We start from the raw sequence: 26186 nt of genomic DNA on the forward strand, positions 1-26186 counted from the left end.
TTTATATGATGATTTCGTACGGCGTGCGTTGCGCCGGTTGGAGCTGGAGACTGCCATGACGTCCAAACCCCCTTTCCGCGCCGACCATGTCGGCAGCTTCCTGCGCCCGCAGGCGCTTATCGAGGCCCGACACGATCATGCCGCCGGCAAGATCGACGCTGCCGCTCTGCGCGCGATCGAGGACAAGGCCATTGCCGATGTCGTGGCGTTCCAGGAGAGCGTCGGCGTCAAGGCGGTGACGGACGGCGAGTTCCGCCGCAAATTCTTCCACACCGACTTCCTGCTGCAACTCGACGGGATCGAGGAGCAGGGCGGCATGGAAGTGCAGTTCCAGAATGCGATCGGCAAGGACGTGCATTTCGCGCCGCCCAAAATGGTGGTGACCGGCAAGATCGCCCACGCCAAGCCCATCCAGCGCGCGGATTATGAGTATCTCGCCAGCGTGGTGAGCGAGACCCCCAAGGTCACCATTCCTTCGCCGACCATGCTGCATTTCCGCGCCGGGCGTGAAGGCATCAGCGAGGCGGTCTATCCAGACATGGCCGATTTCTTCGCGGACGTGGCCTCGGCCTATCAAGAGGAAGTCGCCGATCTCGCCGATGCCGGCTGCCGCTATCTGCAGCTCGACGATACCAATCTGGCCTATCTGTGCGATGACAAGCAGCGCGAGAATGCCCGCAAGCGCGGCCTCGATCCCGATGACCTGCCGCGCCATTATGCCAAGATGATCAACGATGCGCTGGCCACCGCGCCGGATGACATGTTCACGGCGATGCACCTGTGCCGGGGCAACTTCCGCTCCAGCTGGGCCGCCGAGGGTGGCTATGAGCCGGTCGCCGAAATCATGTTCAATGAGGTCGATATCGACTCCTTCCTCCTCGAATATGACGATGCGCGCTCGGGCGACTTCGCGCCGTTGCGCTTCCTGCCGAAGGGTAAGATCGTCGTGCTCGGCCTGATCACCACCAAGCTGGGTGAACTGGAGACCAAGGACGAGGTGAAGCGTCGGATTGACGACGCGACGAAATATGCCTCGCTCGACCAGCTTGCCCTGTCGCCGCAGTGCGGCTTCGCCTCGACCGTCCACGGCAATGACATCGCCTTCGACCAGCAGAAGGCGAAGATGGAGCTGGTCGCCGAGGTGGCCCAGGAGGTCTGGGGCTGACGAGGACCAGGCCCACCCTCCCGCCGCGTGCGGGAGGGTGGGCGCTCCTAAAGCGCCCGATCTGGCGGTAGCACCGCCGGGCCCGGCTCACGCAGATGCGGGTCCGGGTTCATGTGCAGGCGCGGTCCTTCATCATCCCAGATGAAGCGCAGGTTGCGCACGCGGATCAGATAGCTGAGGCCAATCGCCGCGGAGAGAAAGCCGGCCGCGCCACCCACGCCCATCGCGGCGCGCGCGCCATAGGTGTCGGCGACCCAGCCGATCAGCGGCGCGCCGAGCGGCAGGCCGCCCAAGGTGATCGCGACATAGATGGCCATCACCCGCCCGCGCATCGCCCGGTCCGTCGCCAACTGGACGAAGCCGTTGGATGAGGTGAGCGATGTCTGAGCCGCGAGGCCCACGCCGATCAGCACCAGTCCGAACAGGATATAGCTTGGCGAGAGCGCGGCGGCGGTCATGAAACAGCCGAACAGGAAGGTGCCGATGACCGCGTGATGCATCCGGGGCCGGTCGCGCCGGGCTGTGAGCAAGGCGCCGGTGACCGAGCCGATTGCCATGATGGAGGTCAGCAAGCCATATTCGCTGGCACCCTGCTGATAAACGGTCGCCGCCATCACGCTGATGAAAATGCCGAAGTTCATGCCCAGCGTGCCGAAGAAGAACAGCATCAGGAACACGGTGCGAATGTCCGGTCGCCCGGCCACATAGCGAAAGCCATCGAGCAGCCGGCTCACCCCGCGCGGCTGCGCCGCCGCATGGGCATGCCGCGTCACCCGCACATTGAGCAGGCCGGTGGTGACGATCAGGTAGGACAGGCCATTGATCACGAACACCCAGCCCGTGCCCACCAGCGCGATGCACAGGCCCGCCAGTGCCGGGCCGATCATGCGGGCGGTCTGGAAGGCCGTGCTGTTCATGGCCACCGCGTTGCCAATGATCTCGTCCCCCACCAGATCGGAGACGAAGCTGTGCCGCGCGGGCGCCTCAAACGCCATGCAGCAGCCAAGCGCAAAGCCGAAGATATAGACGTGCCAGAGCTCCGCCAGCCCGGAAATGATCAGGGCCCCAAGGCTGAGCGCCAACAGGGTCTGGAAGCACTGGATCGTGATGAGCAGCTTGCGCCGGTCGACATGGTCGGCGACCGAGCCGGTCACCGCCACCAGCAGCACCTGCGGCAGGAACTGCAGCGCGGTGAGAATGCCGACCGCGCCGGCGCTATGATCGGTCAGTTCGGTGAGCACCAACCATGTCTGGGCCGTGCCCTGCATCCAGGTGCCGATGTTGGAAAAGAGGTTGGTGCTGACCCACAGCCGGAAGTTGCGGTTGGAGAGGGAGCGAAACATGCCATTGCCGCCTGACCTCATGCCGCCTCCTCTATCCTGTTCCGGCACAACGCCCGACGCGGCGTCTGGTCGCATGTCCATGCGGGTGAGCGACGCTGCTTGCCCGCGCAGTGGCAGGCCAGATCGCGCTAGTCCCCTTGTGCGGTCCGGGTCAACCGCACAACCGTCTTTATGGCGCCTGCCGGCCCTTGAACCCCTGCGCGACGACGAACCACTCCACCGACCCTTTGCGGCTGGATGGCGGCTTGGCGTGCTTGACGGTGCGAAAGGCTGCCTTGAGCTGGCGCAGCAGGCCATCATCCGTCCCGCCGGCAAAGACCTTTGCGACGAAGGCGCCGCCGGGCCGCAGAGTCTGCATCGCGAAATCGGCGGCCGCTTCGACCAGGCCCATGGTGCGCAGATGGTCCGTCTGCTGGTGGCCGACCGTGTTGGCCGCCATGTCCGACAGGACCAGATCCGGCGCGGCGCCCAGTTCCGCGATCAACTGGTCGGGCGCTTCGTCTGCCATGAAGTCCATCTGGAGCAGCGTCACATCGGGCAGCGGCTCGATGGGCAAGAGGTCGATGCCCACCACCTTCGCTTTGGGCAGCACCTTTCGCACCACCTGCGTCCAGCCGCCAGGCGCCGCGCCCAGATCGACGACATGGCGGACATCCTTGAGCAGGCCGAACTTCTCGTCCAGCTCCAGCAGCTTGTAGGCAGCGCGGCTGCGATAGCCCTCTGCCTTGGCCCGCTTCACATAGGGGTCGTTCAACTGGCGCTGCAGCCAGCGCGTCGATTGGGCCGTGCGCCCGCGTGCCGTGCGCACGCGCGTGCCGACAGATTTGTCACCTCTGGCCATTATCCCAGGTCCCGGCTTGAGGCGCTGTCCGTCAGCGCACGGAGAATCCCTTCGCGAATACCGCGGTCGGCGACGCCCAGCCGGTCTGCCGGCCAGATGTCGAGAATGCTTTCCAAGATGGCGCAGCCCGCCACCACCAGATCGGCGCGCTCGTCGCCGATGCAGGGCTGGGCGATGCGCTCCGCTATGCTCATGGTGGAGAGGCGGCCGGCGATTTCCCGCATGGCATCGGCCGGCACGGTCAGCCCGTCGATCGCCTTGCGATCATAGCGGGGCAGGCCCAGATGGACGCTGGCGAGCGTGGTGACAGTGCCGGACGTGCCGAGCAGGCGCACCGGCCCGGTCTTGGGCAGTCGCTCGGCAAAGGCGGCAAAAGCTTCGCGCATCCGCCGGAGCATTTCGGCATAGGCCGCAGCGCGCTCGCTGGCGGTGTCGCCATAGCCCGCCACGGCTTCCGCCAGCGACACGACGCCGTGCGGCGCGCTGTGCCAGTCGACGATGCGCAACTGGTCGCCATCGCCATCGAGCAGCACCAGCTCGGTCGAGCCCCCGCCGATGTCGAAGATGAGCGCCGGGCCTTCGCCGCGCTCCAGCAGCGCCTTGCAGCCGAGGACCGCAAGCCGCGCTTCCTCGCGGGGAGAAATGATGTCGAGCATGATCCCGGTTTCGCGCTGCACCCGGTCGACAAAGGCGCGCCCGTTTTCTGCCTGCCGGCAGGCTTCGGTCGCGACAGAGCGCGCCAGGACCACGCGGCGGCGGCGCAGCTTCTCGGCGCAGACGGAGAGGGCGGACAAGGTGCGGTCGATCGCGGCGTCCGACAGGCGCCCGGTGGCGGAAAGGCCTTCGCCAAGGCGCACGATACGGGAAAAGGCGTCCACGATCACGAAGCGGTCGCCATCCGGCCGCGCAATGAGCAGGCGGCAATTGTTGGTGCCGAGGTCGAGCGCAGCGAGATTGCCGCGCGGCAGCGGACGATTGAAGGATCGCGCCTTCTGTTTCGCGCTCCCGGCGGACACCAGTGTGCCGGGCTCCTGCCCCATGCGCGGCGCGGGCGTCGCCTTATGCGCCATGACTTCTTGACCTTCTCTTCCGGCGGGACTTCCGCCGGGACTTGCTACCACGCTAGACGTGCGTGGCGGGCGACGCAAGGTGGCTGCCATGCTCCGAACGATGAGGGTGGAAAATCGCCTTGACCGCAGGCAGTCCGCGCCCTATCTGCGCCCGCTCTTGCCCCGTCGTCTAAAGGTAAGACTACGGACTCTGACTCCGTCAATCGAGGTTCGAATCCTCGCGGGGCATCCAGCTTTTCAGATCATCGCGACCGCGTCCGCCCCTTTCGGGGCGGCGCGGCCGGTCGCCGGTTTCGCGGCCGGATCAGCGCGGGCCGCGGGTTCCGCGCGGGTCGCGCCAGCGGAAGGCCGAATCGGCAATGGGCGCGCCATATTTCAGGTTGCTCAGGCGGATGTTGGTACGGTTGCCCTGCGCATCCAGCGCCACCCAGCCATAGAGCGAGAGCCCGCCCGGCACGCCTGCCTTGCGCGTGAAGATGAGCGTGATGACGCCATATTCGGGGTGCTGGGGGTCACGCACTTCCACTGAGACGACGCGCGGATCGCCGGTATCGACGATCTTGCCATAGCGGGTGATGTCGCGCTTGGGGTCGAGCAATGCGCCGAGCGGTGAATTGCGGATCGGCCAGCGCTGCACCTGCGCAACCTGATAGTCGATCATGTAGAGCGAGCTGCCGTCGGCAACGATGAGCAGATCGCCGGCGCCATAATCGAAGCGGATCTTGCCCGGCTGCTTCCAGAGCAGCTTGCCGTTCTGCACCTGCCCGTTGCGGTCGGTCTGGGTGAAGTCGCCGCTCAGCGTGGTGATGCCGCGAACCGCCGTGCTGACGCTCGCCAGATCGCTCGACCGCGCGGCTTGCGCAGCAACCGGGCTCGCCGGCACCAAGGCCGGTGCCGCGAGCGCGCTGAGCATCAGAGAGAGCATGGCGGAACGCCGGGTGAATTTGGGAAGTCTGATCATCGCGCCCGGATAGGTCCCTGCCGTTGAATATCCACTGAATGCCGCGCGCCGCAGCGCGTTCCCGCGCCCGGCGGCGGGGCAACGGGCCGCTCTTACTTGGGATTGCCCATTTCGTCGCGCAGCACTTCCCGGCGGCCGACATGGTTGGGTGCGCCGACCATGCCTTCATTCTCCATCCGCTCGATCAGGCGCGCCGCGCTGTTATAGCCGATGCGCATCTGGCGCTGGAGCCAGCTGGTCGAGGCCTTCTGGTTCTCGAACACGAGCTGGCAGGCCTTGCGGAACAGCTTGGCATCAGCGCTGTCATCGCCGAGATCGACGCCATCGAGGGCGAAGCTGCCATCTTCCGGCTCCTCGGTGACCGCGGAAATGTAATCGGGCTGGCCCTTGGAGCGCCAATGGTCGGCGACGCCGCGCACCTCGTCATCGCTCACGAACGGGCCGTGGACGCGCATCAGGCCCTTGCCGCTCGCCATGTAGAGCATGTCGCCTTTGCCCAGCAGCTGCTCGGCGCCCTGCTCGCCCAGGATGGTGCGGCTGTCGATCTTCGAGGTGACGAAGAAGCTGATGCGGGTCGGCAGGTTCGCCTTGATGACGCCAGTGATGACGTCGACCGAGGGGCGCTGGGTCGCGAGGATGAGGTGGATGCCGGCCGCGCGCGCCTTCTGCGCGAGGCGCTGGATCAGGAATTCGACTTCCTTGCCGGCCGTCATCATCAGGTCGGCCAGCTCGTCGACCACCACCACGATCTGCGGCAGCGGCTGATAATCCAGCTCCTCCTCCTCGTAGATCGGCTGGCGGGTCTGTTCATCGAAACCGATCTGCACGCGGCGGCCCAGGGACTTGCCCTTGGCACGGGCGCCGCGGACCTTCTCATTATAGCCCGCCAGGTTGCGCACGCCGATGGAGGCCATCATGCGATAGCGATCCTCCATCTGCTCGACCGCCCATTTGAGCGCGCGGATGGCCTTGGCCGGCTCGGTGACGACCGGGGAGAGCAGATGCGGGATGTTGTCGTAGATGCTCAGTTCCAGCATCTTCGGGTCGATCATGATCAGGCGCAGATCGTCCGGCGTCATCCGGTAGAGCAGCGAGAGCAGCATGGTGTTGAGGCCGACCGACTTGCCCGAGCCGGTCGTACCCGCGACGAGCAGATGCGGCATACCGGCGAGGTCGGCGATCACCGGCTCACCGAAGATGTTCTTGCCGAGGATGATGGGCAGGCCGCCCTTCTGTTCGGCGAACTGCTGGCTGGTGATGAGCTGGTGCAGCACCACGGATTCGCGGTCAGCATTGGGCAGCTCGATGCCGATCACCGTCCGCCCCGGAATGGTGGCGACGCGCGCCGAGAGCGCGGACATGTTGCGGGCGATGTCGTCGGCGAGCTGGATGACGCGGCTGGCCTTGATGCCGGGGGCTGGCTCAAGCTCATACATGGTGACGACGGGGCCGGGGCGCACCTCGGTGATCGCGCCCTTGACGTGGAAGTCATCGAGCACGCTTTCCAGCAGCCGCGCATTACGCTCCAGGCCGGGCCGGTCGATCTTGCTGACCGCGCTGGCGGGCGCGGGCGACAGCAGGTCGGGAGATGGCAGCGCGCCATTGCCGAACAGGTCTTCCTGTCCCGAGACGGGGCCGAACGCCTTGGGGATGGCGGCGCTGCTCGGCGACTGGATGGTGATCGGCTGGCGCGGGGTGGTGTCCACCGGGCGGCGTGGTTCCGCCTCGCGCTCGGGATGCGGGTCGCGTTCGGGCTCGGCGACATCCAGGCTGCCGGTTTTCGCCGTTCGCAAGGAGCCAAGGCTGGAGAGCAGCGGCAGGGCGGGGCGGGCGAGGTGCCAAAGCGGCTTTTCGAGCGCGAGGCTGCGGACCCACAGCCATAGGCCGGACGCGATGAACGCCGCCAGCAGTAGCCATTGCAGAATGAGGTCGGCGGTTTCGCCAAGGCGCGCCGTCAGGGCGGTGAGGCCGTGGGCGAACAGGAAGCCGATGACGCCGCCCCAGCGGGCCGGCAGCCCGACCAGCGGTTCGGGCTGGGCAATCCACAGGCCGGTGCCGATGAGCAGCAGGCCGCCGAGACATTTGGCGATCTGGCCCTGCCAGCCGCTCATGTCTGCGTCTGCCCACAGGCGCCGCGCGAAGACGAGGATGAAGGGCAGCAACAGCAAGGCAGGCAGGCCGGCGAAGGTGAAGAGAATGTCCGCTGCCCAGGCACCGGCGGCGCCCATCAAATTGCGCGTCTCCGGCCCGGCGGCGGTGTTCAGCGCTTGGTCGCTCACCTTGTAGCTGAGCAGGGCTAGCAGCAGAAACAGCGCCAGCGCGTACAGCCCGACCGAGCCAGCAAAGGTGCCGATGCGGATCAGGCTCCGGCGCAGCATCGCCTGCCATTCGGGGGTCCGATTCATCGGTGCCCGACTTGCCATTGCCACTCACTCCTTCGTCCGGCGCGGCGGGGTCACGCACGCGCCGTGCCCGAAATGTTCCGCGCGGCGACAATCCTCTTTCACGGACTCGGCGTCAAGAGTCCCCGGTTTTTCGGTATGCTGGGCGCGCTTCGGCAGGCGCCGGGACTGCCAGCCTCACCGGCGAGGCGTTTCCCCGGTGCGAATGGCGGTCCCGATTTCCAGCGTGTCGATCCGCAGCCGGCTGATGCGGGCCTGTCCGATGCGCAGCCGCCCGATGGCGAGCGCGCCGATGGCAATCGCGCCCATGGCGAGGGCGCCCAACGCGAAGGCGCCGACCGCAACTGCGCCGGTCGCGGAGGCCCCCGTCGCCGTCGCACCGGTCGCCACTGCACCCGTGGCGCTTGCGCCTGTGACGCGTGAGGCAGCCTGCGTCTGCGGCGCGCGCAGATCACGGCTCGGCGCGGAGGGGGCCATGTCGGGCCGGTCGGTCATTCAGCCGCCACGGCGCTGGCATTGCCGGCATCGCTCATCTCGGCCTCGATCTTGGCGGCTTCGATCTCGGCAGCCTTGGCTTCCACCAGCGCGACGATGTGGTCGACCATCTGGGCATCGTTGATGTGGTGATCGGTCACGCCGGAGAGATAGACCATATGCTTGCCATTGCCGCCGCCGGTGAGGCCGATGTCGGTCTCCCGCGCCTCGCCCGGCCCGTTGACCACGCAGCCCAGCACGGAGAGCGAGATGGGGGTGTTGATATGCTGCAGGCGGCTCTCCAGCGCCTCGACGGTGCGGATCACGTCGAAGCCCTGCCGCGCGCAACTCGGGCAGGAGACGACGCGCACGCCGCGCGTGCGGATGCCGAGCGACTTCAAAATCTCGTAGCCGACGCGGACTTCCTCTTCCGGCTCGGCGGAGAGGGAGACGCGGATCGTATCGCCGATGCCGGCCCACAGCAGGTTGCCGATGCCAATGGCGCTCTTCACCGTGCCGCCGATCAGCCCGCCCGCCTCGGTGATGCCCAAATGCAGTGGGCAATCCACTGCATCGGCAAGCTGCATATAGGCCGCGACGGCCAGGAACACGTCGCTTGCCTTCACCGCGACCTTGTAGTCGTGAAAATCCTGGTCCTGCAGCAGCTTGATATGGTCGAGCGCGCTTTCCACGAGAGCCTCGGGGCAGGGCTCGCCATATTTCTCCAGAAGGTCCTTTTCGAGGCTGCCGGCATTGACGCCGATGCGGATCGCGCAGCCATTGGCCTTGGCGGCATCCACCACTTCCTTCACGCGCGCGGCAGAGCCGATATTGCCGGGGTTGATTCGCAGGCACGCCGCGCCCGCATCGGCCGCTTCCAGCGCGCGTTTATAATGGAAATGAATGTCCGCGATGATCGGCACCTTGGCCGCGCGGACGATCTGCTTCATCGCCGCCGTGCTCTCCACGTCCGGGCAGGAGACCCGGATGAGGTCGACGCCGGCTTCCTCGCAGCGGCGGATCTGGTCGATCGTCGCCTTCGCGTCGGAGGTAGGCGTGTTGGTCATGGTCTGCACGGTCACGGGCGCGCCGCCGCCGACCGGCACGTTGCCCACCATGATCTGGCGGCACTCGCGCCGCGCAATGTCGCGCCACGGGCGCAGGCCGGGATTATGCTCTGACATGATTGTCCTTGGAGAGGGGGCGTGTCCGGGGGTCGGTCATCATCACGGGCGCTTATAGCCCCGCTCTGTGACAGAGGCGAGGGGGATTGCGCCGATCGGCCCGCCCTTGGGGGCGGGCGTAGCGATCAGGCGCGCGCGGTAAATCGTCCCGACAAGAGACAGGATGCGCCGAGCCGTTGGCATAGGCAGGAACCCGCGAACGCGCGGGACGTTTTCATCGCCGGAAGGATCGTGACATGGCGCATTCACCTGTGCAGGCTTTGAGCTCTGCCGTTCGTCACCCGGGCATTCACGTCAAACCATTCGATGGCACGGCCATTGGCGCGCGCTACGAGCCAGGCAAGCTCAATCACTGTCCCGATTGCGCCAGCACCCAATGGTATGTCGGACGGCTCAGCGCCCAGTGCGCCGTATGCGAAACGGCGCTGCCGCTCGCACAGGCCTGCTACCCGACCAGCCCACCAGTGTTCGTGACCCGCTTCGCCAAGCGAGCCAGCAAAGCCTAAGCTTAGCCGCCAAAGGGCGCCTCGGGCAGACCCGGCACATCGACGGGAAAGCTGAAAATCGCGCCCGCATGCGGCTCGCGCGCCAGTGCCGTCTCGTCCAGCCCGGCCCGCGCCGTGGTGACATAAGCGGTGCGCCGATCCTCACCCCCGAATGCGATCATGGTCGGCCGGGTGACCGGCAGTGTCACCGTCTGGAGGAGTTCGCCCTCGGGCGAGAGCCGCACCACCCGGCCACCCTCGAACAAGGCGCTCCAGTAACAACCCTCTGCATCGAACGATCCGCCATCGGGGCGCCCGGTGCCGTGCTCGAACTGGTGAAGGATGCGGCGGTTGGAGAGCGTGCCGCTCGCCGGATCGGCATCATAGGCGCGCAGGGCGTGGCTGGGGGTGTTCGCGTGGCAGAAGGTCGTCCCCGACGCATTGAAGGCAGCCGCGTTGCAGGTGAGCATGCCGCCTTCGATCAGGTCGATCGCCCCATCCCTGCCGACGCGATAGAGCGCGGCATCATGCGCGCTCTTGGCCATGTTGACGCTGCCCACCCAGAACCGCCCGGCCGAATCCGTCCGCCCATCATTGAAGCGCAGGTCCGGCTTGTCCGCGAGAATCTGATCGCCAAAGGGCTGCGGCTCGGAGCCCCAGTCGGCCAGAATGGCGAGGCCGTCTTTCATCGCCAGCAGCAAGCCACCGGCTGCGCGGAAGGCGAAGCAGCCGACCGGCTGGGCGAAGGCGCGCATCTCGTCCGCGCCCGTTTCTGGGTCGAAGCGGTGCAGTTCATTGCGCAGGATATCCACCCAATAGAGCCGGCGCTCGGCTGCGTGCCAGCGTGGCCCTTCGCCAAGCGCGGCGCGGGCATCGAGCGCGACCGATACGGCGGGCGAAGCTGCGGGGGCGGAGGGATGTGACGTCATGAACGATCTCCTGAGCCGGTATTCCCGGCGCTCACGGCGGAAAGGCCTATCAATCCTCGGCCGGGACGAGCCAGACGGTCAGCCCCGGCAGTTCGGGCGGGGCTTCTTCCGCGCTGAGCGGCAGGCGTTCCGCGTCGGCGCGGGCGCGGGCGAGAATGGCGGGCGGGGTGTCGGGGGCGAACAGGATGCGGTCGGCTTGGCCCAGCGTGCGGGCTTCCCGAACCGTCAGGTCATCCGGGTCATCCGAGCGCAAGGCGATGACATGCACGGCGCGCGAGGCGGGCGCGATGCGTGCTTCCAGCCACGGGTCCACCGCAGGCGTGCCGAAGGGGTCGAGCATGCCGCCCGGCGCCAGCGCCTCGCCAAGCGCGCGGCGGCGGTCGCGGGCATTGGGCCAGGCCTCCCGCATTGCGGCCTTGGCGGCATTGAGCGCGCTGGCGAGGGCGCCGAGCCGGGCAGGGAGGATCGTCTCCAGCCGCTGGCGCAAGGCTGCGGCCAGCCCTGAGGAGGCGCCGCCCGTGGAAACGGCGATCAATACCGGATCGCGGTCGACAATGGCGGGCGTCGTGAAATCGCACAGCGCCGGCCGGTCGACGACATTGACCAGCAGTCCGCGTGCCTTCAGCCGCTCTGCGGCGGCTTGAGCGGCTGTTTCATCCTCCAGCGCCACGAAGGCGATGCGGGCAGTGGCATTCTCGTCCGCAACCGGCACGCCGCCGGCCCGCTCGATCAGCCGGCGCTTGGCGTCCGCGGCCTCCCCAGTGCCAAGCAGGATGACCGGCTGGGCCGACAGGGTGACGAAGAGCGGAAGGCTGTGCATGGCGCTCTCCTAGCCGGTCCGGGCCCGTCCGTCTGCCCCTTGCGGCCGATGCTCAGTCCTTGAGAAAATCCGGCAGGCGCTCGGCGGCGATGATCGCTTCGGGCATGATGCGGTCGGCAACGACGGCGAACCGGTCGCCATCCACCATCACTTCGGGCACGAGCGCGCGCGAATTATAGGTGCTCGCCATCGTCGCGCCATAGGCACCGGCGGTGCGGAAGATGCCGAGATCGCCGGTCTTCACCACGTCGATATCGCGCGCCATCGCGAAGGTGTCGCCGCTCTCGCAGACCGGGCCAGCGATGTTGGCCACGATCCGCTCGCCGGTCGGCGCGACAGCCTCGAAATCGTGAAAGGCATCGTACATGGCGGGCCGGGCGAGATCGTTCATGGCCGCATCGACGATCACATAGGGGCGGATGACGCCGGGCTTCACCCAGATAACGCGGGTGAGCAGCACACCGGCATTGCCGACGATCACGCGGCCCGGCTCGAAATAGAGCGTGACGTCCCAGCCCTTGGTCGCCCGCTCCACCATTGCGCCATAATCGGCCGGCGTCGGCGGCACCTTCGTGCGTTCATAGGGCACGCCCAGGCCGCCGCCCAGATCGATACGGTCGATGGTGTGGCCGGCCTCGCGGAGTTCGCCCATCAGCGCGCCGATCTTGCCATAGGCGGCTTCAAGGGGGGCGAGGTCGAACAACTGGCTACCGATGTGCGTGGCGATGCCGCGCAGGTTGAGGCCGGGCAGGGCGCAGAGCCGCTGGAAGATGCCGCCCGCCTGATCGATGGCGACGCCGAACTTGTTTTCCTTCATGCCGGTGGAAATCTTGGCGTGCGTGCCGGCATCGACATCCGGGTTGACGCGCAGCACGGCATCGGCGGTCTTGCCCATCGCGGCCGCGATCTCGGCGAGAACGGCGCCTTCCTCCTCCAGCTCGATGTTGAACTGGCCGATCCCGGCTTCCAGCGCCGCGCTCAGCTCGGCGCGGGTCTTGCCGACGCCGGAGAAGACGATGTCCTTGGCCGGCATCCCTGCCGCCAGCGCGCGCTGCATCTCGCCGCCCGAGACGATATCCGCGCCATAACCCTCGCGCGCCAGTACGCGCAGCACGGAGAGATTGGGGTTGGCCTTGATGGCAAAGGCGATGTGCTTGCGGGGCAGGCCGGCCAGCGCCTCGCGGAACACGCGGGCATGGCGCTCCAGCGTGGCGCGCGAATAGATGTAGACCGGTGTCCCGACGGCCTCGGCAATCGCCGCCATCGGCACGTCTTCGGCGTGCAGCACGCCATCCTTGTAAGCGAAATGATCCATGATCTGCGCCCCTAGAGGCTGGTGCGGCGGATGGAAACCGGCTTTTGCGTCTGGCGGGAGGGGTTATTGCCCCTTCGGCCATGGGCATGTTCATTGCACATGCAGCCAAGGGCAGGCATTGTTCCGGCTCTGGGGGCAGGAGAGTCTTGCCATGCTGATCCGTCAATCCGCTGAACTGACCGAAAACGACGTCACCGATGAAGCGCTGTATCTGCGCCGGCGCGAGTTCATTGCCGGTGTGGCCGGCATCGGCGCCGCCGGACTGATCGCGCCGGCGGCGATGGCGGCGGATGCGCCCGCGACGGTAAAGTTCTCGCCCAACAAAATGAAGATCGACGAGACGCCGACGCCCTTTGCGGACGTCTCGACCTACAATAATTTCTACGAGTTCGGCACCGACAAGAGCGACCCGGCGGCCAATGCCGGCAGCCTGCGAATCGCGCCCTGGACCGTCGCCGTGGATGGCCTGTGCCAGAAGCCGCGTAAGTTCGATATTTCAGACATCGTGCGCCGCTTTCCGCTGGAAGAGCGCATCTACCGGATGCGCTGCGTCGAGGCGTGGTCGATGGTCATTCCATGGATCGGCTTTCCGCTCTCCGCGCTGCTGCGCGAGGTGGAGCCGCTCGGTAGCGCTAAATATGTGGCTTTCCAGACCCTCAACGATCCCAAGCAGATGCCCGGCCAGCGCCGGAACGTGATCGACTGGCCCTATCGTGAAGGCTTGCGGCTGGATGAGGCGATGAATCCTCTCACGCTGCTTTCGGTGGGCCTCTACGGCCGCCTGCTGCCCCGCCAGAACGGCGCGCCCATTCGCTTGGTCGTGCCGTGGAAATATGGCTTCAAGGGCATCAAGTCGATCGTGCGGATCACGCTAACCGACCGCCAGCCGCGCACCAGCTGGCAGATGCTCGCGCCCGACGAATATGGCTTTTACGGCAATGTGAACCCAGATGTGGATCATCCTCGCTGGTCGCAGGCGCGTGAGCGGCGCATCGGCGAGCTGCTGCGCCGCAAGACGCTGCCGTTCAATGGCTATGGCGATCAGGTTGCGAGTCTCTATCGCGGCATGAACCCCAAGAAGCTTTACTGACGGCATGACCAGGAAGACGCGCGATCGCCTGATCTCGGCGCTGATCTGGCTGCTGTGCGTGGCGCCCCTACTGCTGTTCGTCTGGCAGGGCCTGACCGGTGGACTCACGGCCAATCCCATCGAATATGTGTTGCGTGAGCTGGGCCTGTGGGGCCTGCGCTTCTTGTGCATTACGCTGGCGATCAGTCCACTGGCCAAGCTGCTCAAAATGCCGGCGCTGTTGCGCTATCGCCGCCGCATTGGCCTGTGGGCCTTTGCCTATGTGGCGCTGCATCTGATCATGTATGTGGCGGTGGACCAGCAGTTCGGCTGGTCGTTCATCGTCGCGGATATCGTCAAGCGGCCTTATATCACCATCGGCATGGCGGCCTTCGTGCTGCTGGTCCCGCTGGCGATCACCTCCGCCAATCGCATCCGGCGCAAAATGCGCGTGCGCGCATGGCGGCGCTTGCACCAGCTTGTCTACCTCATCGCGATCATGGGCGTCGTGCACTATTTCCTGCTGGTAAAGGCCGATACACGCTCGCCGCTGATCTACGGGGGGATCGTGGCGGCGCTGCTCGGCTGGCGAGCGGTCATGCGGCTGCGCGCAGGGCGTGCGCGGCCGGCTTCCGCAGCATCCCAGCTGGACCAACCTGCCCCGAGTCTTTAGCGTCAGGCCCGTCACGAGGGGGTGGGCGCGACATGCCGTTTCGGTTCAGATCGTCCGATACATCCGTGGAGGAGGGTTTCCGCCGGATCGCGTGTGAGCGACTGGACGAGGCCCTCGCTCTCCTTCGCAGCGGTGAGGCGCCGCCCGCTCGGATCGTTCATCAGCTGCGGCGGACCTGCAAGGCGATGCGCGGCCTGCTGCGGCTCGTCCGCCCCGCCTTTCCAGCCTATCAAACCGAAAATGCCGCCTTCCGGGATATCGCAGCAATGCTTTCCGGCGCGCGGGACAGCGCGGTGCTGATCGAGACGCTGGATAGCCTGATCGATGCGGACGAGGCGCGCCAGGACTGGGCGATGCTGCGCTCACATTGGGCAGCGCCGGGGCATGGTGCTGCCGGGGCTATGGCCGAGCAGATCGAGTCATGTCGGGCGCCGTTGCTCGCAGCCCGCGTCCGCGCGCCGACATGGGCGCTCACCGCGCGGGGCGAGGACGCGATCCTGCCGGGCTTGCGCAAGACGTATCGGCAGGCCCGGCAAGCGATGCGCGCGCTCGAGGCCGTCAGCCGAACCCCCGCTGCTGCGCAAGCCAGTCATGCATGGCGCAAGCACGTCAAATATCACGGCCAGCATATCCGCCTTCTGAGCCGGTTGAACCCGGACCTCGCGAAGCGGCGCCTCACCAGGACCGATCGTCTCGGCGACCTACTGGGCGACCGGCACGATCTCGACATGCTGATCGCGCGCCTGCCTCAGGATGGTGGATTGCTGTCCGACCCCGCTGCGGCGGCGCAACTCGCTGCCCTGGCGCACCAACGCGCCGAGGCTCTTGCCCGCAAGGCCGCCCGGCCGGGCGAGGCGTTGTTCGCCGAGAAACCCTCAGACTTTGCCGCGAACTGGGCTATCCCGCCGCGCCGGCGCTGAACCGCTCAGCTGTCGCCGCGGATGTCCGACAGCTTGCGCTCCCATGCCAGCGCGTGATCGACAATGGTGTTGAGATCCGCATAAGCGGGTTGCCAGGGCAGGGTGGCCTTGATGCGGCTGTTGTCGGAGATGAGCGCCGGCGGATCGCCAGCGCGTCGGCCTTCGATGCGGCGCTCGACCTTTCGGTTTGTGACCCGGTCCACGGCGTCGAGCACGTCGAGCACCGAGAAGCCGCGACCATAGCCGCAGTTCATCGTCAGATTGCGCTCCGGCTCGGCCATGAGCGCTTCAAGCGCCAGCACATGCGCGGCAGCCAGATCGCTCACATGGATATAATCGCGCACGCCCGTGCCATCCGGCGTATCGAAATCCGTGCCGAACACTGCCACGCTCTCGCGCTTGCCCAGCGCCGCTTCCACCGCGACCTTGATGAGGTGCGTCGCACCCGCTGTCGACTGGCCGGACCGCCCCTGCGGGTCAGCGCCGGCGACGTTGAAATAGCGCAGCGCGCAGAAATTGAGCGGATGGGCCGCGGCGACGTCCGCCAGCATGATCTCGGTCATCAGCTTGGACATGCCATAGGGATTGATCGGCTGCTTTGGGCTGTCCTCGCGCACCGGGCTTTCCTTCGGAATACCGTAGGTGGCGGCGGTGGAAGAAAAGATGAAATGCGGCACGCCGGCGTTCACCGCCGCCTCGATGAGGGCGCGGCTGTTGGCAGTGTTGTTACGGTAATATTTGAGCGGATTCTCGACCGATTCGGGCACGATGATGGACCCGGCAAAGTGCATGATGCCCTTGACGCCGTGCTGCCGCAGCACCCCTTCCATGAAAGCCGTGTCGCCAATGTCGCCTTCCACGAACGCGGCATTCTCATGCACGGCCCAGCGGAAGCCGGTGGTGAGATTATCGACCACGACGACCGGCCATCCACCATCGACCAGCGCCAGCACGGCGTGGCTGCCGATATAGCCGGCGCCGCCGGTGACGAGGATGGTGGGCTTGTCGGTCATCGGATTGTCCTTGCTGCGTGGGGCCGCCTTGCCACGAGCCTGTTGCGCTTGGAAGTGCCCCTGGCGGTCGCGCGACTACACGAACTGCGCGACGACCGGCAGGACGATCATCAACGCCAGGACGATCAGCAGTGCCCGCAGCCAGTGAGGGCGGGCGCGATTCATGAATGCCCCGGCCGCTCGCTTAATGCCGCGACAGCCTTGCGGACATCCTGAGAGCGCCCGCGCGGGAGGATGACGATCTCGTCCCCCGATGCGATGACGATCAGGTCCTCCGCGCCGACGACGGTCACTGCCGGGCCATCGCTGCGGATCAGGCACCCGTTGGCATCGATGGCATAGGCGGCGCCCTGCAGGGCATTGTCCGCCTCATCCTTATCGGCGAGGTCGTAGAGCGCATCCCAGCTCCCCACGTCGGACCAGCCCATGCTGACCGGGACGCAGGCGACCTTGTCCGCCCGTTCCATCACCGCATAATCGATCGAGTCGGACGGGCATTGCGCGAAGGCCACAGCATCCGGCAGAATCGCGGCACCTTGGCGGGTGGCTGCCGCCATCGCCGCGCGCGCAGCGGCCAACATCGCGGGCTGGTGCGTCGCCAGTGCGGCCAGAAAGTCGCGGGCGCCGAACAGGAAGATACCGGCGTTCCATACGTGCCCGCTCTGTGCGAGCATCTGCGCGGCGCGCGTCGCGTCAGGCTTTTCGACAAAGCGGCTGACCGTGTTGACGCCCGCAGCCAGTTCGTTCCCGAGCGCGATATAGCCAAAACCAGTTTCCGGTGCGGTCGGCTCGATACCGAAGGTCACGAGCCAGCCATCGGCGACCAGCGGCCGGGCGCGCTCGATGGCGGCATGGAAAGCCGGGACGTCAGCGATCACATGATCGCTCGGCATCACCAGCAGGGCGCTGTCGCTCTCTTCCAGAGCCAACGCCGCCAGCGCGATGGCCGGCGCCGTGTTGCGGGCGCTCGGCTCGAGTATCAGCGTCAACTCGGGCCCCGCCTGCTTGCGGATGATCTCGGCATGGGCCGCGTTCGCAACAACCAGGGGCGTCGCGCCGCCTTCGAGACCGGCTACCCGGCCCAGCGTCAGCTCGAACATGGTTTCCGGCGCCGTGAGGGCAATGAACTGCTTGGGATGCTCGCTGCGGCTGACCGGCCAGAGCCGCGTGCCCGATCCTCCCGAGAGGATGACCGGCGTGATGATCTGAGCGGGCAATGACGGTCTCCTGATAGCCGGTTCCACGATGGCGACTGTTGTCCTAGTGGCGCACGGTCCACGCGGCCGCAAGGCGAGCCGCGATGAAATGCCCGTTTAAAGCAGTGCCTTCTTGATGGAGCAGGCCGCCGGGCCAAGAATGACGACGAACAGCGTCGGCAGGATGAACAGGATCAGCGGGATGGTCATGATCGCCGGCAGGCGCGCCGCTTTTTCCTCGGCGCGCATCATGCGCTCATGGCGGAATTCGGCGGAAAGGATGCGCAGCGCAGAGGCCAGCGGCGTGCCGTATTTCTCGGTCTGGATCATCGTGGTGACGACACCCTTGAGCGCCTCGACATCCACCCGCTCGGCTAGATTCTCGAAGGCCATGCGCCGCTCGGTGAGGAAGGAGAGCTCGATGGAGGTGAGCTGAAATTCCTCGCCCAGTTCGGGATAGGCTGAGCCCAGTTCGCGGGCGACGCGCGCGAAGGCGGCGTCCACGGTTAGGCCGGCCTCGGCGCAGATCACCAGCAGATCGAGCGCATCGGGAATACCCTTGCGGATCGCGTCGGAGCGCTTGGTGACCTTGTTGCCGACATAGAGATCCGGCGCCTTGTAGCTGAGCAGCAGGGCCCCGGCGAAGGCGCCGAACTTCTTGAGCGGTCCCCAGTGGGGCCAGAGGTCAAAGCCGTAAATCAGCAGAGCCGCTGAGCCGCCCACGGCGATCGGCAGCACCAGCCGCGCGAAAATCACCGCGATGGCATATTCCTTGGAGCGGATGCCGGCCTGGGCGAGCTTCTTCTGCGCATCCCTGACCTGATCGTCCTGCAGCACCTTGAGCGAGGACAGGAAGCGCTGCATCCAGTCGGTCGTGTCGCTCTGGTGGACGATCTTGGTCCGCCGCTTGGACGGGGCAACGATGATGCCGGCCTTGAGCTGCTCGCGGCGATCGTTCAGCGCCCGCAGTCGCCGGCCCATCGGATTGCGCACCGTCGTGGCGGCGTAGAGCGCGACCAGCACGGCGAAGGTCGCCATGGCGGCAAGTAAGGTGCCGAGATCGGCTGCGGTGAGGCCAAAGAGCGTGGCGCCGGTGGATTGCATGATCGCGCGCTCCCCTCAGATCTCGAAGCTGATCATCTTGGCCATGATGAACACACCGATGCTCATCCACATCATCGCGCCGATGGCGATGACCTGCATCAGGCTGAGGCCGAACACGCCATTGGGATCGCCGATGAAAAAGGCCGACATATATTTGAAGTTGATCCAGCTGATCAGCCCGAAGACGATGAAGGGCAGAGCGCCGATGATGTAGGCCGATGCCTTGGACTCGGACGACATGGCGCGAATCTTCAGCTTCATCTGCGCGCGCTGGCGCAGCACATTGCTGAGGTTGGCGAGCGTTTCGGCCAGATTGCCGCCCGTCTCGCGCTGGATGTTGATGGTGATGCAGAAGAACTTGAATTCCGCCGTGCCGAGCCGGGCGGCGGTTTCCTGCAGCGCCTGGTCCATCGATTGGCCGATCTTGATCCGCTCGGTGATGAGCTTGAATTCCTCACCCACCGGCCCGGGGATTTCCTGGCTGACGACCATCATCGTCTCGCCCACCGGCAAGCCGGAACGCAGGCCGCGCACGAGCAGGTCGAGCGCGTCAGGGAAGTTGGTGGTGAACTTGTTGACCCGCCGGGCAATCAGCCGGCCGACGACGAAATGCGGAATCCCGAAACCGATCGCGGTCGCAACGAGCACCGACAGAAGAAACGAATAATCGCGCAGCACCATGATGGCGAGCACGGCAATCGCCAGCGCGACGGACGTCGTGACATACTGGCTGAGCGTCCATTTCTTGCCCGTCATGCGCAGCCGAGTGGCGAGCAATTCCGGGTTCGGGATCAGCGATGTGAACAGATGCCCCTGATCGAGTCCCCGCGCGGCAATCGCCTTGCGCATCCGCGCTTCGATCTGGTTGCTCTCGCTGCTCGCATGGCGCCCGCGAATGGCAGCGATCCGGCGGCTCCCCACGCGGTCGGCGGACGGCCCGGAGAGGGCCATGACCAGCAAGGCGATGGCCATCGCCGCGAGCAGGATCAGCAGGAGAAGCTGGCTATTCATCAGAGTGTCATCCAGTTACGTCTTGCTCGCAGGCGCCGGCATCGCGTCAATCGTTGCCCGGCACGGAATCGGCATCCATCTTCTTCTTCGTCTTGCCGGGGATCTTCACCTCCAGCAGCCGTCCGATCAATGATCCGCCGCTCTTGCCCTTTGCGCCCGTCTCGCCGAGGTCGGCCGAGTTCAGTCGGTTGCTCAGATCGAGCAAAGCCTGGCCCAGCTTGCTGGAGCGGCCGCTTTCCGCTGCCGTCTTGCCGAGCTTGGCCGCCTGTGCGGTGACCTTGGCGTCATAGGGCAGCACAACGTCGATGGCCCGCTCGATGCTCTGCTCGAAGTCCTTGCGGGTGATCTCCGCCACGCCGACCTGCACCTTGTTGGCGGCGACGATCACCTGCGATTGCGGGGCGTTCGTTTTGAGCCAGGAGAGGATGCGGATGGTGTCGCGCGCCGCCGCGAGCGTGAAGTCGGTGACCAGCACGATGGCGCTGGATTCATGGATCAAATGCGGGTGCTGGACCAACATGCCACGCGGCATATCCACGAACGTCCATTCGAAAGCAGACCGCAGCTCTTCCTCCAGCTGGAAATAAGCCGATCCATCGGTCAGCAATGGCTGGCTGATCGGCGCTTCGGCCGAGAGCACGGCCAGCGTTTCGCTGGCGCGGACCATCGCGCGCTCGATGAAGAGCCCGTCGATGCGGCTGGGATTTTCCACCGCATCAGTGAGGCCGCGCCCCGGTTCGAGATCGAGCGCGAGGGCGCCGGTGCCGAAATGCACGTCGAGATCGAGCAGGGCCGTCGAGCGCTTGCCGCGCGCGCTGGTGAGATAAGCGAGTGACGTGGCGACAGTGGAGGCGCCGACGCCCCCGCGCGCGCCAACGACAGACACCATCATGTGCGCCCGCTCGCTCGCCACCTCGGGCTTGGGCGTCAGGAAGACCGCCTGAGCGCCGGTGAGAATGTCGCGCATGGTGTCGACGGCGAGCGGCTTGAGCAGATAATCCTGCAGGCCGCTGGCGACGAGATCGCGGTACAGGCGCACGTCGTTCACCTGCCCCGAGGCAATCACCACCGTGCCCGGCTCGCAGACCTCCGCCAGACTGTTGATGTCGGTGAGCGGGTCGGCCGATTCGGAGAGGTCGACGAAGAGAATGTTGGGGCTTGCGGACATCGAGAGCGACTGCACGGCATTGCGCAGCCCGCCCTTGTAGAGCTTTTCGGTCGGCCAACCCATCTCCTGCACCGCTGTCCGCAGTACCTCGAGGCTATGATCGTCGCAGACATAGGCGTGAAACGCATCGCGGCCATGCGGTCCGCCGGCTTTCCAGGGTGCGTTCATCTCACTTGCCTCCCACCGACATGCCCTGCAGGCCGCCGGCGCCCGTCGGGGCCGTCTCCTGATAGGTCTTGATGGCTTTGCTGTTCACGACGTTGGTGACGTCCAGGCCGCCCTCGCGCCCTTCCACCAGATCGCGCGGATCGGCGACCATGGCTGCGAGGTTGGTGGCCATGGCACAACCATAATTGTCGCTCAGGCCGCCACTCAAATTGGCTTCCGCCTTGTCCCGCCATGTGGGACAGCCCGGCACGCTGGCGACCGAGCGGCTGACCACGACGCGCAGGCCGCCGATGGGCGGTGCGCCTGCCGTCAGTGGCGCCTCGCCATCCACGAGCAGGCCGTAGCGCCCCACGACCTGCGTCACGCCGTCGCGCAGCGCCAGCGAGCCGCTGGTATCGCCGGCGAGCGTCACATGGTCGCCATAGCCAAGGCCAAGGGCGTTGAACCAGACGGTCAACCGGCGCTCGTCCATGCGGCTGAGCGTGCCTGCGCCGTCCGGGTTCAGGTCGAAGACGAAATCGGTACGCTCGACGACCGGCTGATGCACTGGCTCGACCCCGCGATTGACCTCGCGGGAGCGGGCATCGGCGGACTGGCCGATGAGGGCCAGTGCCATCAGGGTCGCGGTGCCGGCTGTGCGGAAGAAGCTTGTCTTGGTCATCTCTCGTCCTTCCACCTCAGAAGCTGAAGCCGGGTGCGGCATTGCCCGAGCGCGCGGCGACGCTGCCCTGCTCGACCGTCTTGGGGGGCAGGGCTTGCGGCGTGGGCCGGGCATCGCCGGATCTGCCGTCCTGGATCTGCCCGCCCAGAATGCGTTGCGCGTCATCGGCATTGCGATAACCGTCAGTCGGCAGCGCGATCTGGCGCGCGTCGACCGGGCGCACGAGATAGGGCGTGACGATGATCACCAGCTCGGTTTCCTGGCGCCGATAGCTCTGCGACTTGAACAGATTGCCGAGAATGGGGATGTCGCCCAGGAACGGCGTCTTCTCGATCGTGTTGCCGCTCGCCGTGGAGAGCAGGCCGCCGATCATGAAGCTCTGGCCCGAGCCCAGTTCCACGGTCGTCTCCGCGCGGCGGGTCTGGATGCCGGGAATGTCGAACCCACTCACGCGCACCGCCGAGCTGCTGTCGAGCTGCGAGACCTCGGGCCGCACGCGCATCGAGATGCGGCCATTGGCGAGCACCGTGGGAGTGAATGCCAGACTGACGCCATATTGCTTATATTCGACGCTGACCTGCTGCTGGGTCGCGATGGGGATCGGTACCTCGCCGCCCGCGAGGAAGCTCGCGGTCTCGCCGGAGAGCGCCGTCAGGTTCGGATTGGCCAGCGTAACCGCCAGGCCCTGATTTTCAGCCAGATCAAGCGTGCTGAGCACATTGAGGCCGAGCAGATTGCCCGCGAAGGCCATGGACGTGCCATTCTCGATGACGTTGAACTGGCCCGTCGCCAGCGAGCCGGGGTTGCCCCGGCCGATGCCGAACTGGAAGCCGCCTGTCGTATCCTGCGTCAGGATGTTGAAGCCGAGCGATTTCGTGAAGTTCTTGTTCACTTCCGCAATGCGGACCTGCAGGTTGACCTGCAGCGGCGTCGCGGTGCGCAGCCGGCTGACGACATTGGTGTCGGCGCCCGAGAAGGCCTGGACGAGCCGCTGGACCTCCGCTGCGTCTTCCGGCGCCGCAACGGTGCCGGTGAGCAGCACCATGCCATTCATGGTGTTCACCTGCACATCCGATTCGGGCATGGCGAGGCGGAGCATCTGGTCGATGCTGGTGATGTTGTTCCCCACCCGCACGGCATTGGCGTAGAGCATCTTGCCGTCGCGCGCGGTGATGAACACGTTGGTTTCGCCCGATGCCTTTGCGATCAGATAGACCTGCCGCTGCGAGCGGACATGCACATCGACCACATTGGGGTTGGCGATCACCACGTCGGTGAGATTGGCCGGCAGGTTGATCACCCGGCTTTCGCCAACGGCCAGCAGCAGCGTGCCGTCGGTCTTGGGCGCCATGGTCGCCTGGGCATGAAGGGCCGGCGCCACGGTAGCGCTGACGGTCAGGGCGAGCGCGGTGGCAAGAACGCCGGTCGCGGTGCGCGCCATACGGAGCCTAGACGGGCTGCTCATCTCACTTGCTCCCCAGCTCGACATTGGTGACCGCCGTCCCCCGCGCCACGCGCACCATCGGACCATTGCCGGACGGCGCGCCCGAGGGGTCAATGGGCTTGGCGGGAACCGTGCTGCGCTGATAGCGCGAGACGTCGGCACCGGTGGAATAGGTGGAGCGGCCATCGACCGGCCGCGCGGCGGTGATCAGCGTGTTGCCGCCATTCTCGGCATCCACCGCATCGATGTCGCCGGAGGCCAGCGCGGCTTCCAGCTCCTGCGTGTTGTCCGCCAGCGAGCGCAGCGCCAGCGACAGGGCACCGACAGTCTGGGCGACGCTGATCTTTTCGGCCATGCGCGGCGTGACTTCCATGGTCACGTTGGAGAATGTCCGCACCACCGGATTGCCCGATTCGTCGAGGGCGTTGGTGCGTTGATCGGTCGCCAGCACGCGCAGGTTACGCAGGATGGTCTCGGAGACCTTGAGGGGCGGGCCGTCGCCGCCGCCAGGCACGCTCTGCGTGAGAACCAGATCGACGCGATCACCGGGGAAAACAAAACCGGCAACGCTGCTCTGCACCGAGACGGGCACCGTCACGGCGCGCATGCCGGGGCTGAGGGCTGCGGCGAGAAAGCCGCGATCGCCCGGCTTGATCAGCGATCCCTGCGTGACCGGCTGGCCTGCCGCGATGGCGGTGCGCACCACGGCGCCGACCATCTGGGCCTCGTCGGCTTTCCCCTGAATATAATAGGCGTCCTCGACCAGTTCCTTGGGCCAGGGCTGGAAGCGATAGGCATCCGGCCCCACGATCGTGCCGACCGGCAGCGGCTTGGTGGCCACGAGCACATGCGGCATCTGCGCGGTATCGGGCATGGCCGATGCCGTTGCCTGTGGCGATCCCCCGCCGCTGGTGAACATGGACCGGGCGAGAAACGCCGCCGCCACCGCTATGATCAACGCGCCAGCAAGCAGCGCGATCTTCTTCGGTTCCATTTCGAAACTCGCCTCCAGTCGGCGGAGCCACCCCCGGCCCCAATCCGCGTGATCATTAAGTCAAATGGTTAAGATAGCGTTCGCCGAGAACCCAAAGGCCCGCGAGCGCGATGGCGACGCCGTAGGGGATCTCCGGCTGGCCGATTCGGCGCGTCGTCCGGTGGTGGACGACGGTCACGATGGTGACCAGGCCGCCGATCAGCGCCATGACGATGATGAGGGTCGACATTGCCGCCAGCGGAAGCCACAAGGCCAGCGCGCCAAGCATCTTGACGTCGCCCCCGCCCATCATGCCGAGCGCGAACAAGCCCGTGAACAGCAGGAAAACTGCGGCGGCCAGGCCGATTTGCAGCAGAACGTCAGGATAGAAGGACAGGCCATTGGCCCACCACCAGCAGGGCGCGAGCAGCGCGATGGCCAGATTGAGTCGGTTGGATATGATTCGGCTGCGCAGGTCCGTCGTCGCTCCCCATATGAGGAGCAAAGCCAGCATGGCGCTGAGCGCTGTCGATATCCAGACACCCGACATGATGGGGCACGACTAGAGTGTACGCCTTACCAAAGCGTAACCACTATCTCCCGCGCATTCCCTGGCTTTGCCGCGCTGCCACCGATTCGGAGCGGTGCCGATGACCTCGGTCGATATCTTGATTGTCGGCGGCGGGATCGCCGGGTTCAGTCTGGCCGCTGGCATTGCCGGCAACGCTCGGGTCATGCTCATCGAGCAGGAAGATCAGCCCGGCTATCACGCGTCCGGGCGGTCGGTGGCGTTCTGGGAAGAAACCTATGGCGGCCCCGGCGTGCAGCCGTTGACCAGTGCGAGCGGGCCGATGCTGGCGCGGCCGGAGCCGTCATTTTCCGAGCATGGCTTTCTCTCGCCGCGCGGCGCCATCCATCTCGGCCGTCATGATCAACAGGTGCTAGCCGACCGCTTGATTGCCGATTTCGCGAGCAGCGACGTCCAGTTCACGCGACTCGGGCGGGAGGCGCTTGCCGAGGCTGTGCCGGGCATCCGCGACGAATGGACGATCGGTGTCGCGGCCCCCTCCTGTGCGGACATCGATACCGGCGGGCTTCTCGCTGCCTATCGGCGGGCCGCACGACGCGGCGGCGCGGAAGAGCGGCTGACGAATCGGCTGCTTTCAGCGCGCCGGGAGGGCGCTGGCTGGGCTGTGGAGACCAGCGACGGGCCGCTGGTGTGCGGCATCATCGTCGATGCAGCCGGCGCCTGGGCCGATGATGTCGCCCGGCGTTGCGGCGTCGTGCCGCTGGGCATCACGCCCCTGCGCCGGACGGTCGTGCAACTGCGCTGCCCAACGGCGCCCGCGCATGTCCCGCTGGTCATCGCGCTCGATGGAAGCTTCTACTTCAAGTCGGAAGGGCAGGGGCGCTTGTGGGTGACCCCGCATGACGAAACGCCGGACGATGCACGCGACGTGGTGCCGGAAGAGCTGGATGTCGCGCGCGCGGTCGATCGGTTTATGCAGGTCACCGACTGGCCGGTCGCGGCCGTGGAGCATAAATGGGCAGGACTCCGCAGCTTCGCGCCCGACCGGCTGCCGGTCTACGGCTATGACCCGGTTGTGCCCGGCTTTTTCTGGTTCGCGGGGCAGGGCGGTTTCGGCATGCAGACGGCGCCTGCCGCAGCACAGATCGGCGCGGCCACGTTGCTCGGCGAGGCGCTGCCGACGGCGGTCCGGCACATCGATGCATCCATCTATGCGCCGGATCGGTTCGGGTCGTCCCGCTGAAGCCGGACCTCATGGGCTCGGCTTC

At 66.3% G+C, this 26186-nt stretch carries 25 protein-coding genes and 1 tRNA gene; 7 read left to right on the forward strand and 19 right to left on the reverse strand.

From position 1 onward, the window contains the following. Window positions 1-55 precede the first annotated feature (55 nt). Complete coding sequence (locus M2333_RS14555; protein ID WP_264583757.1) at window positions 56-1165, forward strand: 5-methyltetrahydropteroyltriglutamate--homocysteine S-methyltransferase; 1110 nt, start codon at window positions 56-58, stop codon at window positions 1163-1165. Window positions 1166-1212: 47 nt separating this feature from the next. Here the strand turns inward: M2333_RS14555 and M2333_RS14560 are convergent, their stop codons facing one another. The 3 genes from M2333_RS14560 to M2333_RS14570 all read right to left on the reverse strand — a co-directional run bounded on the left by M2333_RS14560 (window position 1213) and on the right by M2333_RS14570 (window position 4419). Next, a complete protein-coding gene (locus M2333_RS14560) occupies window positions 1213-2529 on the reverse strand; it encodes an MFS transporter (protein ID WP_181561203.1) in 1317 nt (438 codons plus the stop codon). Between the two features lie 148 nt (window positions 2530-2677). Then, window positions 2678-3349 (reverse strand): RlmE family RNA methyltransferase, encoded by a 672-nt coding sequence (locus M2333_RS14565; RefSeq protein WP_181561204.1) that lies wholly within the window; start codon window positions 3347-3349, stop codon window positions 2678-2680. Next, window positions 3349-4419, reverse strand: a complete 1071-nt coding sequence (locus M2333_RS14570; RefSeq protein WP_264593615.1) for a Ppx/GppA phosphatase family protein — start codon at window positions 4417-4419, stop codon at window positions 3349-3351. The genes M2333_RS14565 and M2333_RS14570 overlap by 1 nt, the downstream gene beginning before the upstream one ends. Window positions 4420-4577: 158 nt before the next feature. Here M2333_RS14570 and M2333_RS14575 point away from each other — a divergent pair. After that, window positions 4578-4651 (forward strand) — tRNA-Gln (locus M2333_RS14575). Between the two features lie 72 nt (window positions 4652-4723). On the opposite strand, the gene M2333_RS14580 is transcribed toward M2333_RS14575, so the two are convergent. From M2333_RS14580 to ispG, 4 genes are all read right to left on the reverse strand, one after another. Then, on the reverse strand, window positions 4724-5380 hold the full coding sequence (locus tag M2333_RS14580) for a LolA family protein (RefSeq protein WP_413716504.1): 657 nt from the start codon (window positions 5378-5380) through the stop codon (window positions 4724-4726). A gap of 92 nt (window positions 5381-5472) precedes the next feature. Next, a complete protein-coding gene (locus M2333_RS14585) occupies window positions 5473-7803 on the reverse strand; it encodes a DNA translocase FtsK (RefSeq protein WP_264612246.1) in 2331 nt (776 codons plus the stop codon). A 156-nt stretch (window positions 7804-7959) separates the two neighbouring features. After that, a complete protein-coding gene (locus tag M2333_RS14590; protein WP_264612247.1) occupies window positions 7960-8277 on the reverse strand; it encodes a hypothetical protein in 318 nt (105 codons plus the stop codon). Further along, window positions 8274-9440 carry a flavodoxin-dependent (E)-4-hydroxy-3-methylbut-2-enyl-diphosphate synthase gene (gene ispG / locus M2333_RS14595; protein ID WP_264612248.1) on the reverse strand — a complete coding sequence of 389 codons (1167 nt, stop codon included), beginning with the start codon at window positions 9438-9440 and terminating at the stop codon, window positions 8274-8276. The genes M2333_RS14590 and ispG overlap by 4 nt, the downstream gene beginning before the upstream one ends. A gap of 236 nt (window positions 9441-9676) precedes the next feature. On the opposite strand from ispG, the gene M2333_RS14600 reads away from it, so the two are divergent. Then, entirely contained in the window at window positions 9677-9946 is a 270-nt protein-coding gene (locus M2333_RS14600; protein ID WP_264585944.1) for a hypothetical protein, read from the forward strand. A 2-nt stretch (window positions 9947-9948) separates the two neighbouring features. On the opposite strand, the gene M2333_RS14605 is transcribed toward M2333_RS14600, so the two are convergent. Genes M2333_RS14605 through lysA form a run of 3 tightly spaced genes read right to left on the reverse strand, consistent with a single transcriptional unit; the run spans window position 9949 to window position 12989 of the window. Then, entirely contained in the window at window positions 9949-10854 is a 906-nt protein-coding gene (locus M2333_RS14605; RefSeq protein ID WP_264612249.1) for an SMP-30/gluconolactonase/LRE family protein, read from the reverse strand. Between the two features lie 49 nt (window positions 10855-10903). Next, complete coding sequence (locus tag M2333_RS14610) at window positions 10904-11674, reverse strand: siroheme synthase (protein ID WP_264612250.1); 771 nt, start codon at window positions 11672-11674, stop codon at window positions 10904-10906. A 52-nt stretch (window positions 11675-11726) separates the two neighbouring features. Next, window positions 11727-12989: a diaminopimelate decarboxylase gene (gene lysA, locus M2333_RS14615; protein ID WP_264612251.1), complete on the reverse strand. Its 1263-nt coding sequence runs from the start codon at window positions 12987-12989 to the stop codon at window positions 11727-11729. Window positions 12990-13140: 151 nt separating this feature from the next. Between lysA and msrP the strand changes: the two genes are divergently transcribed. Genes msrP through M2333_RS14630 form a run of 3 tightly spaced genes read left to right on the forward strand, consistent with a single transcriptional unit; the run spans window position 13141 to window position 15651 of the window. Further along, the gene (gene msrP / locus M2333_RS14620; RefSeq protein ID WP_264612252.1) at window positions 13141-14079 is read left to right on the forward strand and encodes a protein-methionine-sulfoxide reductase catalytic subunit MsrP; all 939 of its coding nucleotides are present in this window, start codon (window positions 13141-13143) and stop codon (window positions 14077-14079) included. A 4-nt stretch (window positions 14080-14083) separates the two neighbouring features. Continuing rightward, entirely contained in the window at window positions 14084-14731 is a 648-nt protein-coding gene (locus M2333_RS14625; protein ID WP_264612253.1) for a sulfite oxidase heme-binding subunit YedZ, read from the forward strand. A 32-nt stretch (window positions 14732-14763) separates the two neighbouring features. Beyond that, a complete protein-coding gene (locus M2333_RS14630; RefSeq protein ID WP_264612254.1) occupies window positions 14764-15651 on the forward strand; it encodes a CHAD domain-containing protein in 888 nt (295 codons plus the stop codon). A gap of 5 nt (window positions 15652-15656) precedes the next feature. Here M2333_RS14630 and galE read toward each other — a convergent pair whose 3' ends face one another. The 9 genes from galE to M2333_RS14675 form a co-directional block, all read right to left on the reverse strand. Beyond that, window positions 15657-16664 (reverse strand): UDP-glucose 4-epimerase GalE, encoded by a 1008-nt coding sequence (galE, locus tag M2333_RS14635; protein ID WP_264612255.1) that lies wholly within the window; start codon window positions 16662-16664, stop codon window positions 15657-15659. Window positions 16665-16825: 161 nt separating this feature from the next. Next, the gene (locus tag M2333_RS14640) at window positions 16826-17881 is read right to left on the reverse strand and encodes a mannose-1-phosphate guanylyltransferase/mannose-6-phosphate isomerase (protein WP_264612256.1); all 1056 of its coding nucleotides are present in this window, start codon (window positions 17879-17881) and stop codon (window positions 16826-16828) included. 96 nt (window positions 17882-17977) lie between these two features. Continuing rightward, entirely contained in the window at window positions 17978-18964 is a 987-nt protein-coding gene (locus M2333_RS14645) for a type II secretion system F family protein (protein ID WP_264577623.1), read from the reverse strand. Window positions 18965-18979: 15 nt separating this feature from the next. Continuing rightward, window positions 18980-19975 (reverse strand): type II secretion system F family protein, encoded by a 996-nt coding sequence (locus M2333_RS14650; protein ID WP_264604618.1) that lies wholly within the window; start codon window positions 19973-19975, stop codon window positions 18980-18982. Window positions 19976-20021: 46 nt separating this feature from the next. Next, entirely contained in the window at window positions 20022-21311 is a 1290-nt protein-coding gene (locus M2333_RS14655; RefSeq protein WP_264612257.1) for an AAA family ATPase, read from the reverse strand. A gap of 1 nt (window position 21312) precedes the next feature. Further along, complete coding sequence (locus M2333_RS14660) at window positions 21313-21972, reverse strand: CpaD family pilus assembly protein (protein ID WP_264612258.1); 660 nt, start codon at window positions 21970-21972, stop codon at window positions 21313-21315. A gap of 16 nt (window positions 21973-21988) precedes the next feature. After that, entirely contained in the window at window positions 21989-23437 is a 1449-nt protein-coding gene (locus M2333_RS14665) for a type II and III secretion system protein family protein (protein ID WP_264571765.1), read from the reverse strand. A gap of 1 nt (window position 23438) precedes the next feature. Next, window positions 23439-24410, reverse strand: a complete 972-nt coding sequence (gene cpaB / locus M2333_RS14670) for a Flp pilus assembly protein CpaB (protein ID WP_181561222.1) — start codon at window positions 24408-24410, stop codon at window positions 23439-23441. A 55-nt stretch (window positions 24411-24465) separates the two neighbouring features. After that, window positions 24466-24939, reverse strand: a complete 474-nt coding sequence (locus M2333_RS14675) for a prepilin peptidase (protein WP_181561223.1) — start codon at window positions 24937-24939, stop codon at window positions 24466-24468. Window positions 24940-25039: 100 nt separating this feature from the next. Here M2333_RS14675 and M2333_RS14680 point away from each other — a divergent pair, with 100 nt between their 5' ends. After that, complete coding sequence (locus tag M2333_RS14680) at window positions 25040-26161, forward strand: NAD(P)/FAD-dependent oxidoreductase (protein WP_181561224.1); 1122 nt, start codon at window positions 25040-25042, stop codon at window positions 26159-26161. Window positions 26162-26186: the final 25 nt, after the last annotated feature.

The sequence above is a fragment of the Sphingobium sp. B11D3B genome (assembly GCF_025961735.1).
In the GTDB taxonomy this organism is placed as follows: Bacteria; Pseudomonadota; Alphaproteobacteria; order Sphingomonadales; family Sphingomonadaceae; genus Sphingobium.

Coding starts and splice junctions, on each gene's coding strand:
- M2333_RS14585 (WP_264612246.1), bottom strand. CDS start 7,803: ATGGCAAGTCGGGCACCGATGAATCGGACCCCCGAATGGCAGGCGATG.
- M2333_RS14650 (WP_264604618.1), bottom strand. CDS start 19,975: ATGAATAGCCAGCTTCTCCTGCTGATCCTGCTCGCGGCGATGGCCATC.
- M2333_RS14625 (WP_264612253.1), top strand. CDS start 14,084: ATGACCAGGAAGACGCGCGATCGCCTGATCTCGGCGCTGATCTGGCTG.
- M2333_RS14590 (WP_264612247.1), bottom strand. CDS start 8,277: ATGACCGACCGGCCCGACATGGCCCCCTCCGCGCCGAGCCGTGATCTG.
- galE (WP_264612255.1), bottom strand. CDS start 16,664: ATGACCGACAAGCCCACCATCCTCGTCACCGGCGGCGCCGGCTATATC.
- M2333_RS14600 (WP_264585944.1), top strand. CDS start 9,677: ATGGCGCATTCACCTGTGCAGGCTTTGAGCTCTGCCGTTCGTCACCCG.
- M2333_RS14555 (WP_264583757.1), top strand. CDS start 56: ATGACGTCCAAACCCCCTTTCCGCGCCGACCATGTCGGCAGCTTCCTG.
- M2333_RS14610 (WP_264612250.1), bottom strand. CDS start 11,674: ATGCACAGCCTTCCGCTCTTCGTCACCCTGTCGGCCCAGCCGGTCATC.
- M2333_RS14665 (WP_264571765.1), bottom strand. CDS start 23,437: ATGAGCAGCCCGTCTAGGCTCCGTATGGCGCGCACCGCGACCGGCGTT.
- M2333_RS14605 (WP_264612249.1), bottom strand. CDS start 10,854: ATGACGTCACATCCCTCCGCCCCCGCAGCTTCGCCCGCCGTATCGGTC.
- cpaB (WP_181561222.1), bottom strand. CDS start 24,410: ATGGAACCGAAGAAGATCGCGCTGCTTGCTGGCGCGTTGATCATAGCG.
- M2333_RS14655 (WP_264612257.1), bottom strand. CDS start 21,311: ATGAACGCACCCTGGAAAGCCGGCGGACCGCATGGCCGCGATGCGTTT.
- M2333_RS14580 (WP_413716504.1), bottom strand. CDS start 5,380: ATGATCAGACTTCCCAAATTCACCCGGCGTTCCGCCATGCTCTCTCTG.
- M2333_RS14645 (WP_264577623.1), bottom strand. CDS start 18,964: ATGCAATCCACCGGCGCCACGCTCTTTGGCCTCACCGCAGCCGATCTC.
- M2333_RS14570 (WP_264593615.1), bottom strand. CDS start 4,419: ATGGCGCATAAGGCGACGCCCGCGCCGCGCATGGGGCAGGAGCCCGGC.
- lysA (WP_264612251.1), bottom strand. CDS start 12,989: ATGGATCATTTCGCTTACAAGGATGGCGTGCTGCACGCCGAAGACGTG.
- M2333_RS14565 (WP_181561204.1), bottom strand. CDS start 3,349: ATGGCCAGAGGTGACAAATCTGTCGGCACGCGCGTGCGCACGGCACGC.
- M2333_RS14630 (WP_264612254.1), top strand. CDS start 14,764: ATGCCGTTTCGGTTCAGATCGTCCGATACATCCGTGGAGGAGGGTTTC.
- msrP (WP_264612252.1), top strand. CDS start 13,141: ATGCTGATCCGTCAATCCGCTGAACTGACCGAAAACGACGTCACCGAT.
- ispG (WP_264612248.1), bottom strand. CDS start 9,440: ATGTCAGAGCATAATCCCGGCCTGCGCCCGTGGCGCGACATTGCGCGG.
- M2333_RS14675 (WP_181561223.1), bottom strand. CDS start 24,939: ATGTCGGGTGTCTGGATATCGACAGCGCTCAGCGCCATGCTGGCTTTG.
- M2333_RS14680 (WP_181561224.1), top strand. CDS start 25,040: ATGACCTCGGTCGATATCTTGATTGTCGGCGGCGGGATCGCCGGGTTC.
- M2333_RS14660 (WP_264612258.1), bottom strand. CDS start 21,972: ATGACCAAGACAAGCTTCTTCCGCACAGCCGGCACCGCGACCCTGATG.
- M2333_RS14560 (WP_181561203.1), bottom strand. CDS start 2,529: ATGAGGTCAGGCGGCAATGGCATGTTTCGCTCCCTCTCCAACCGCAAC.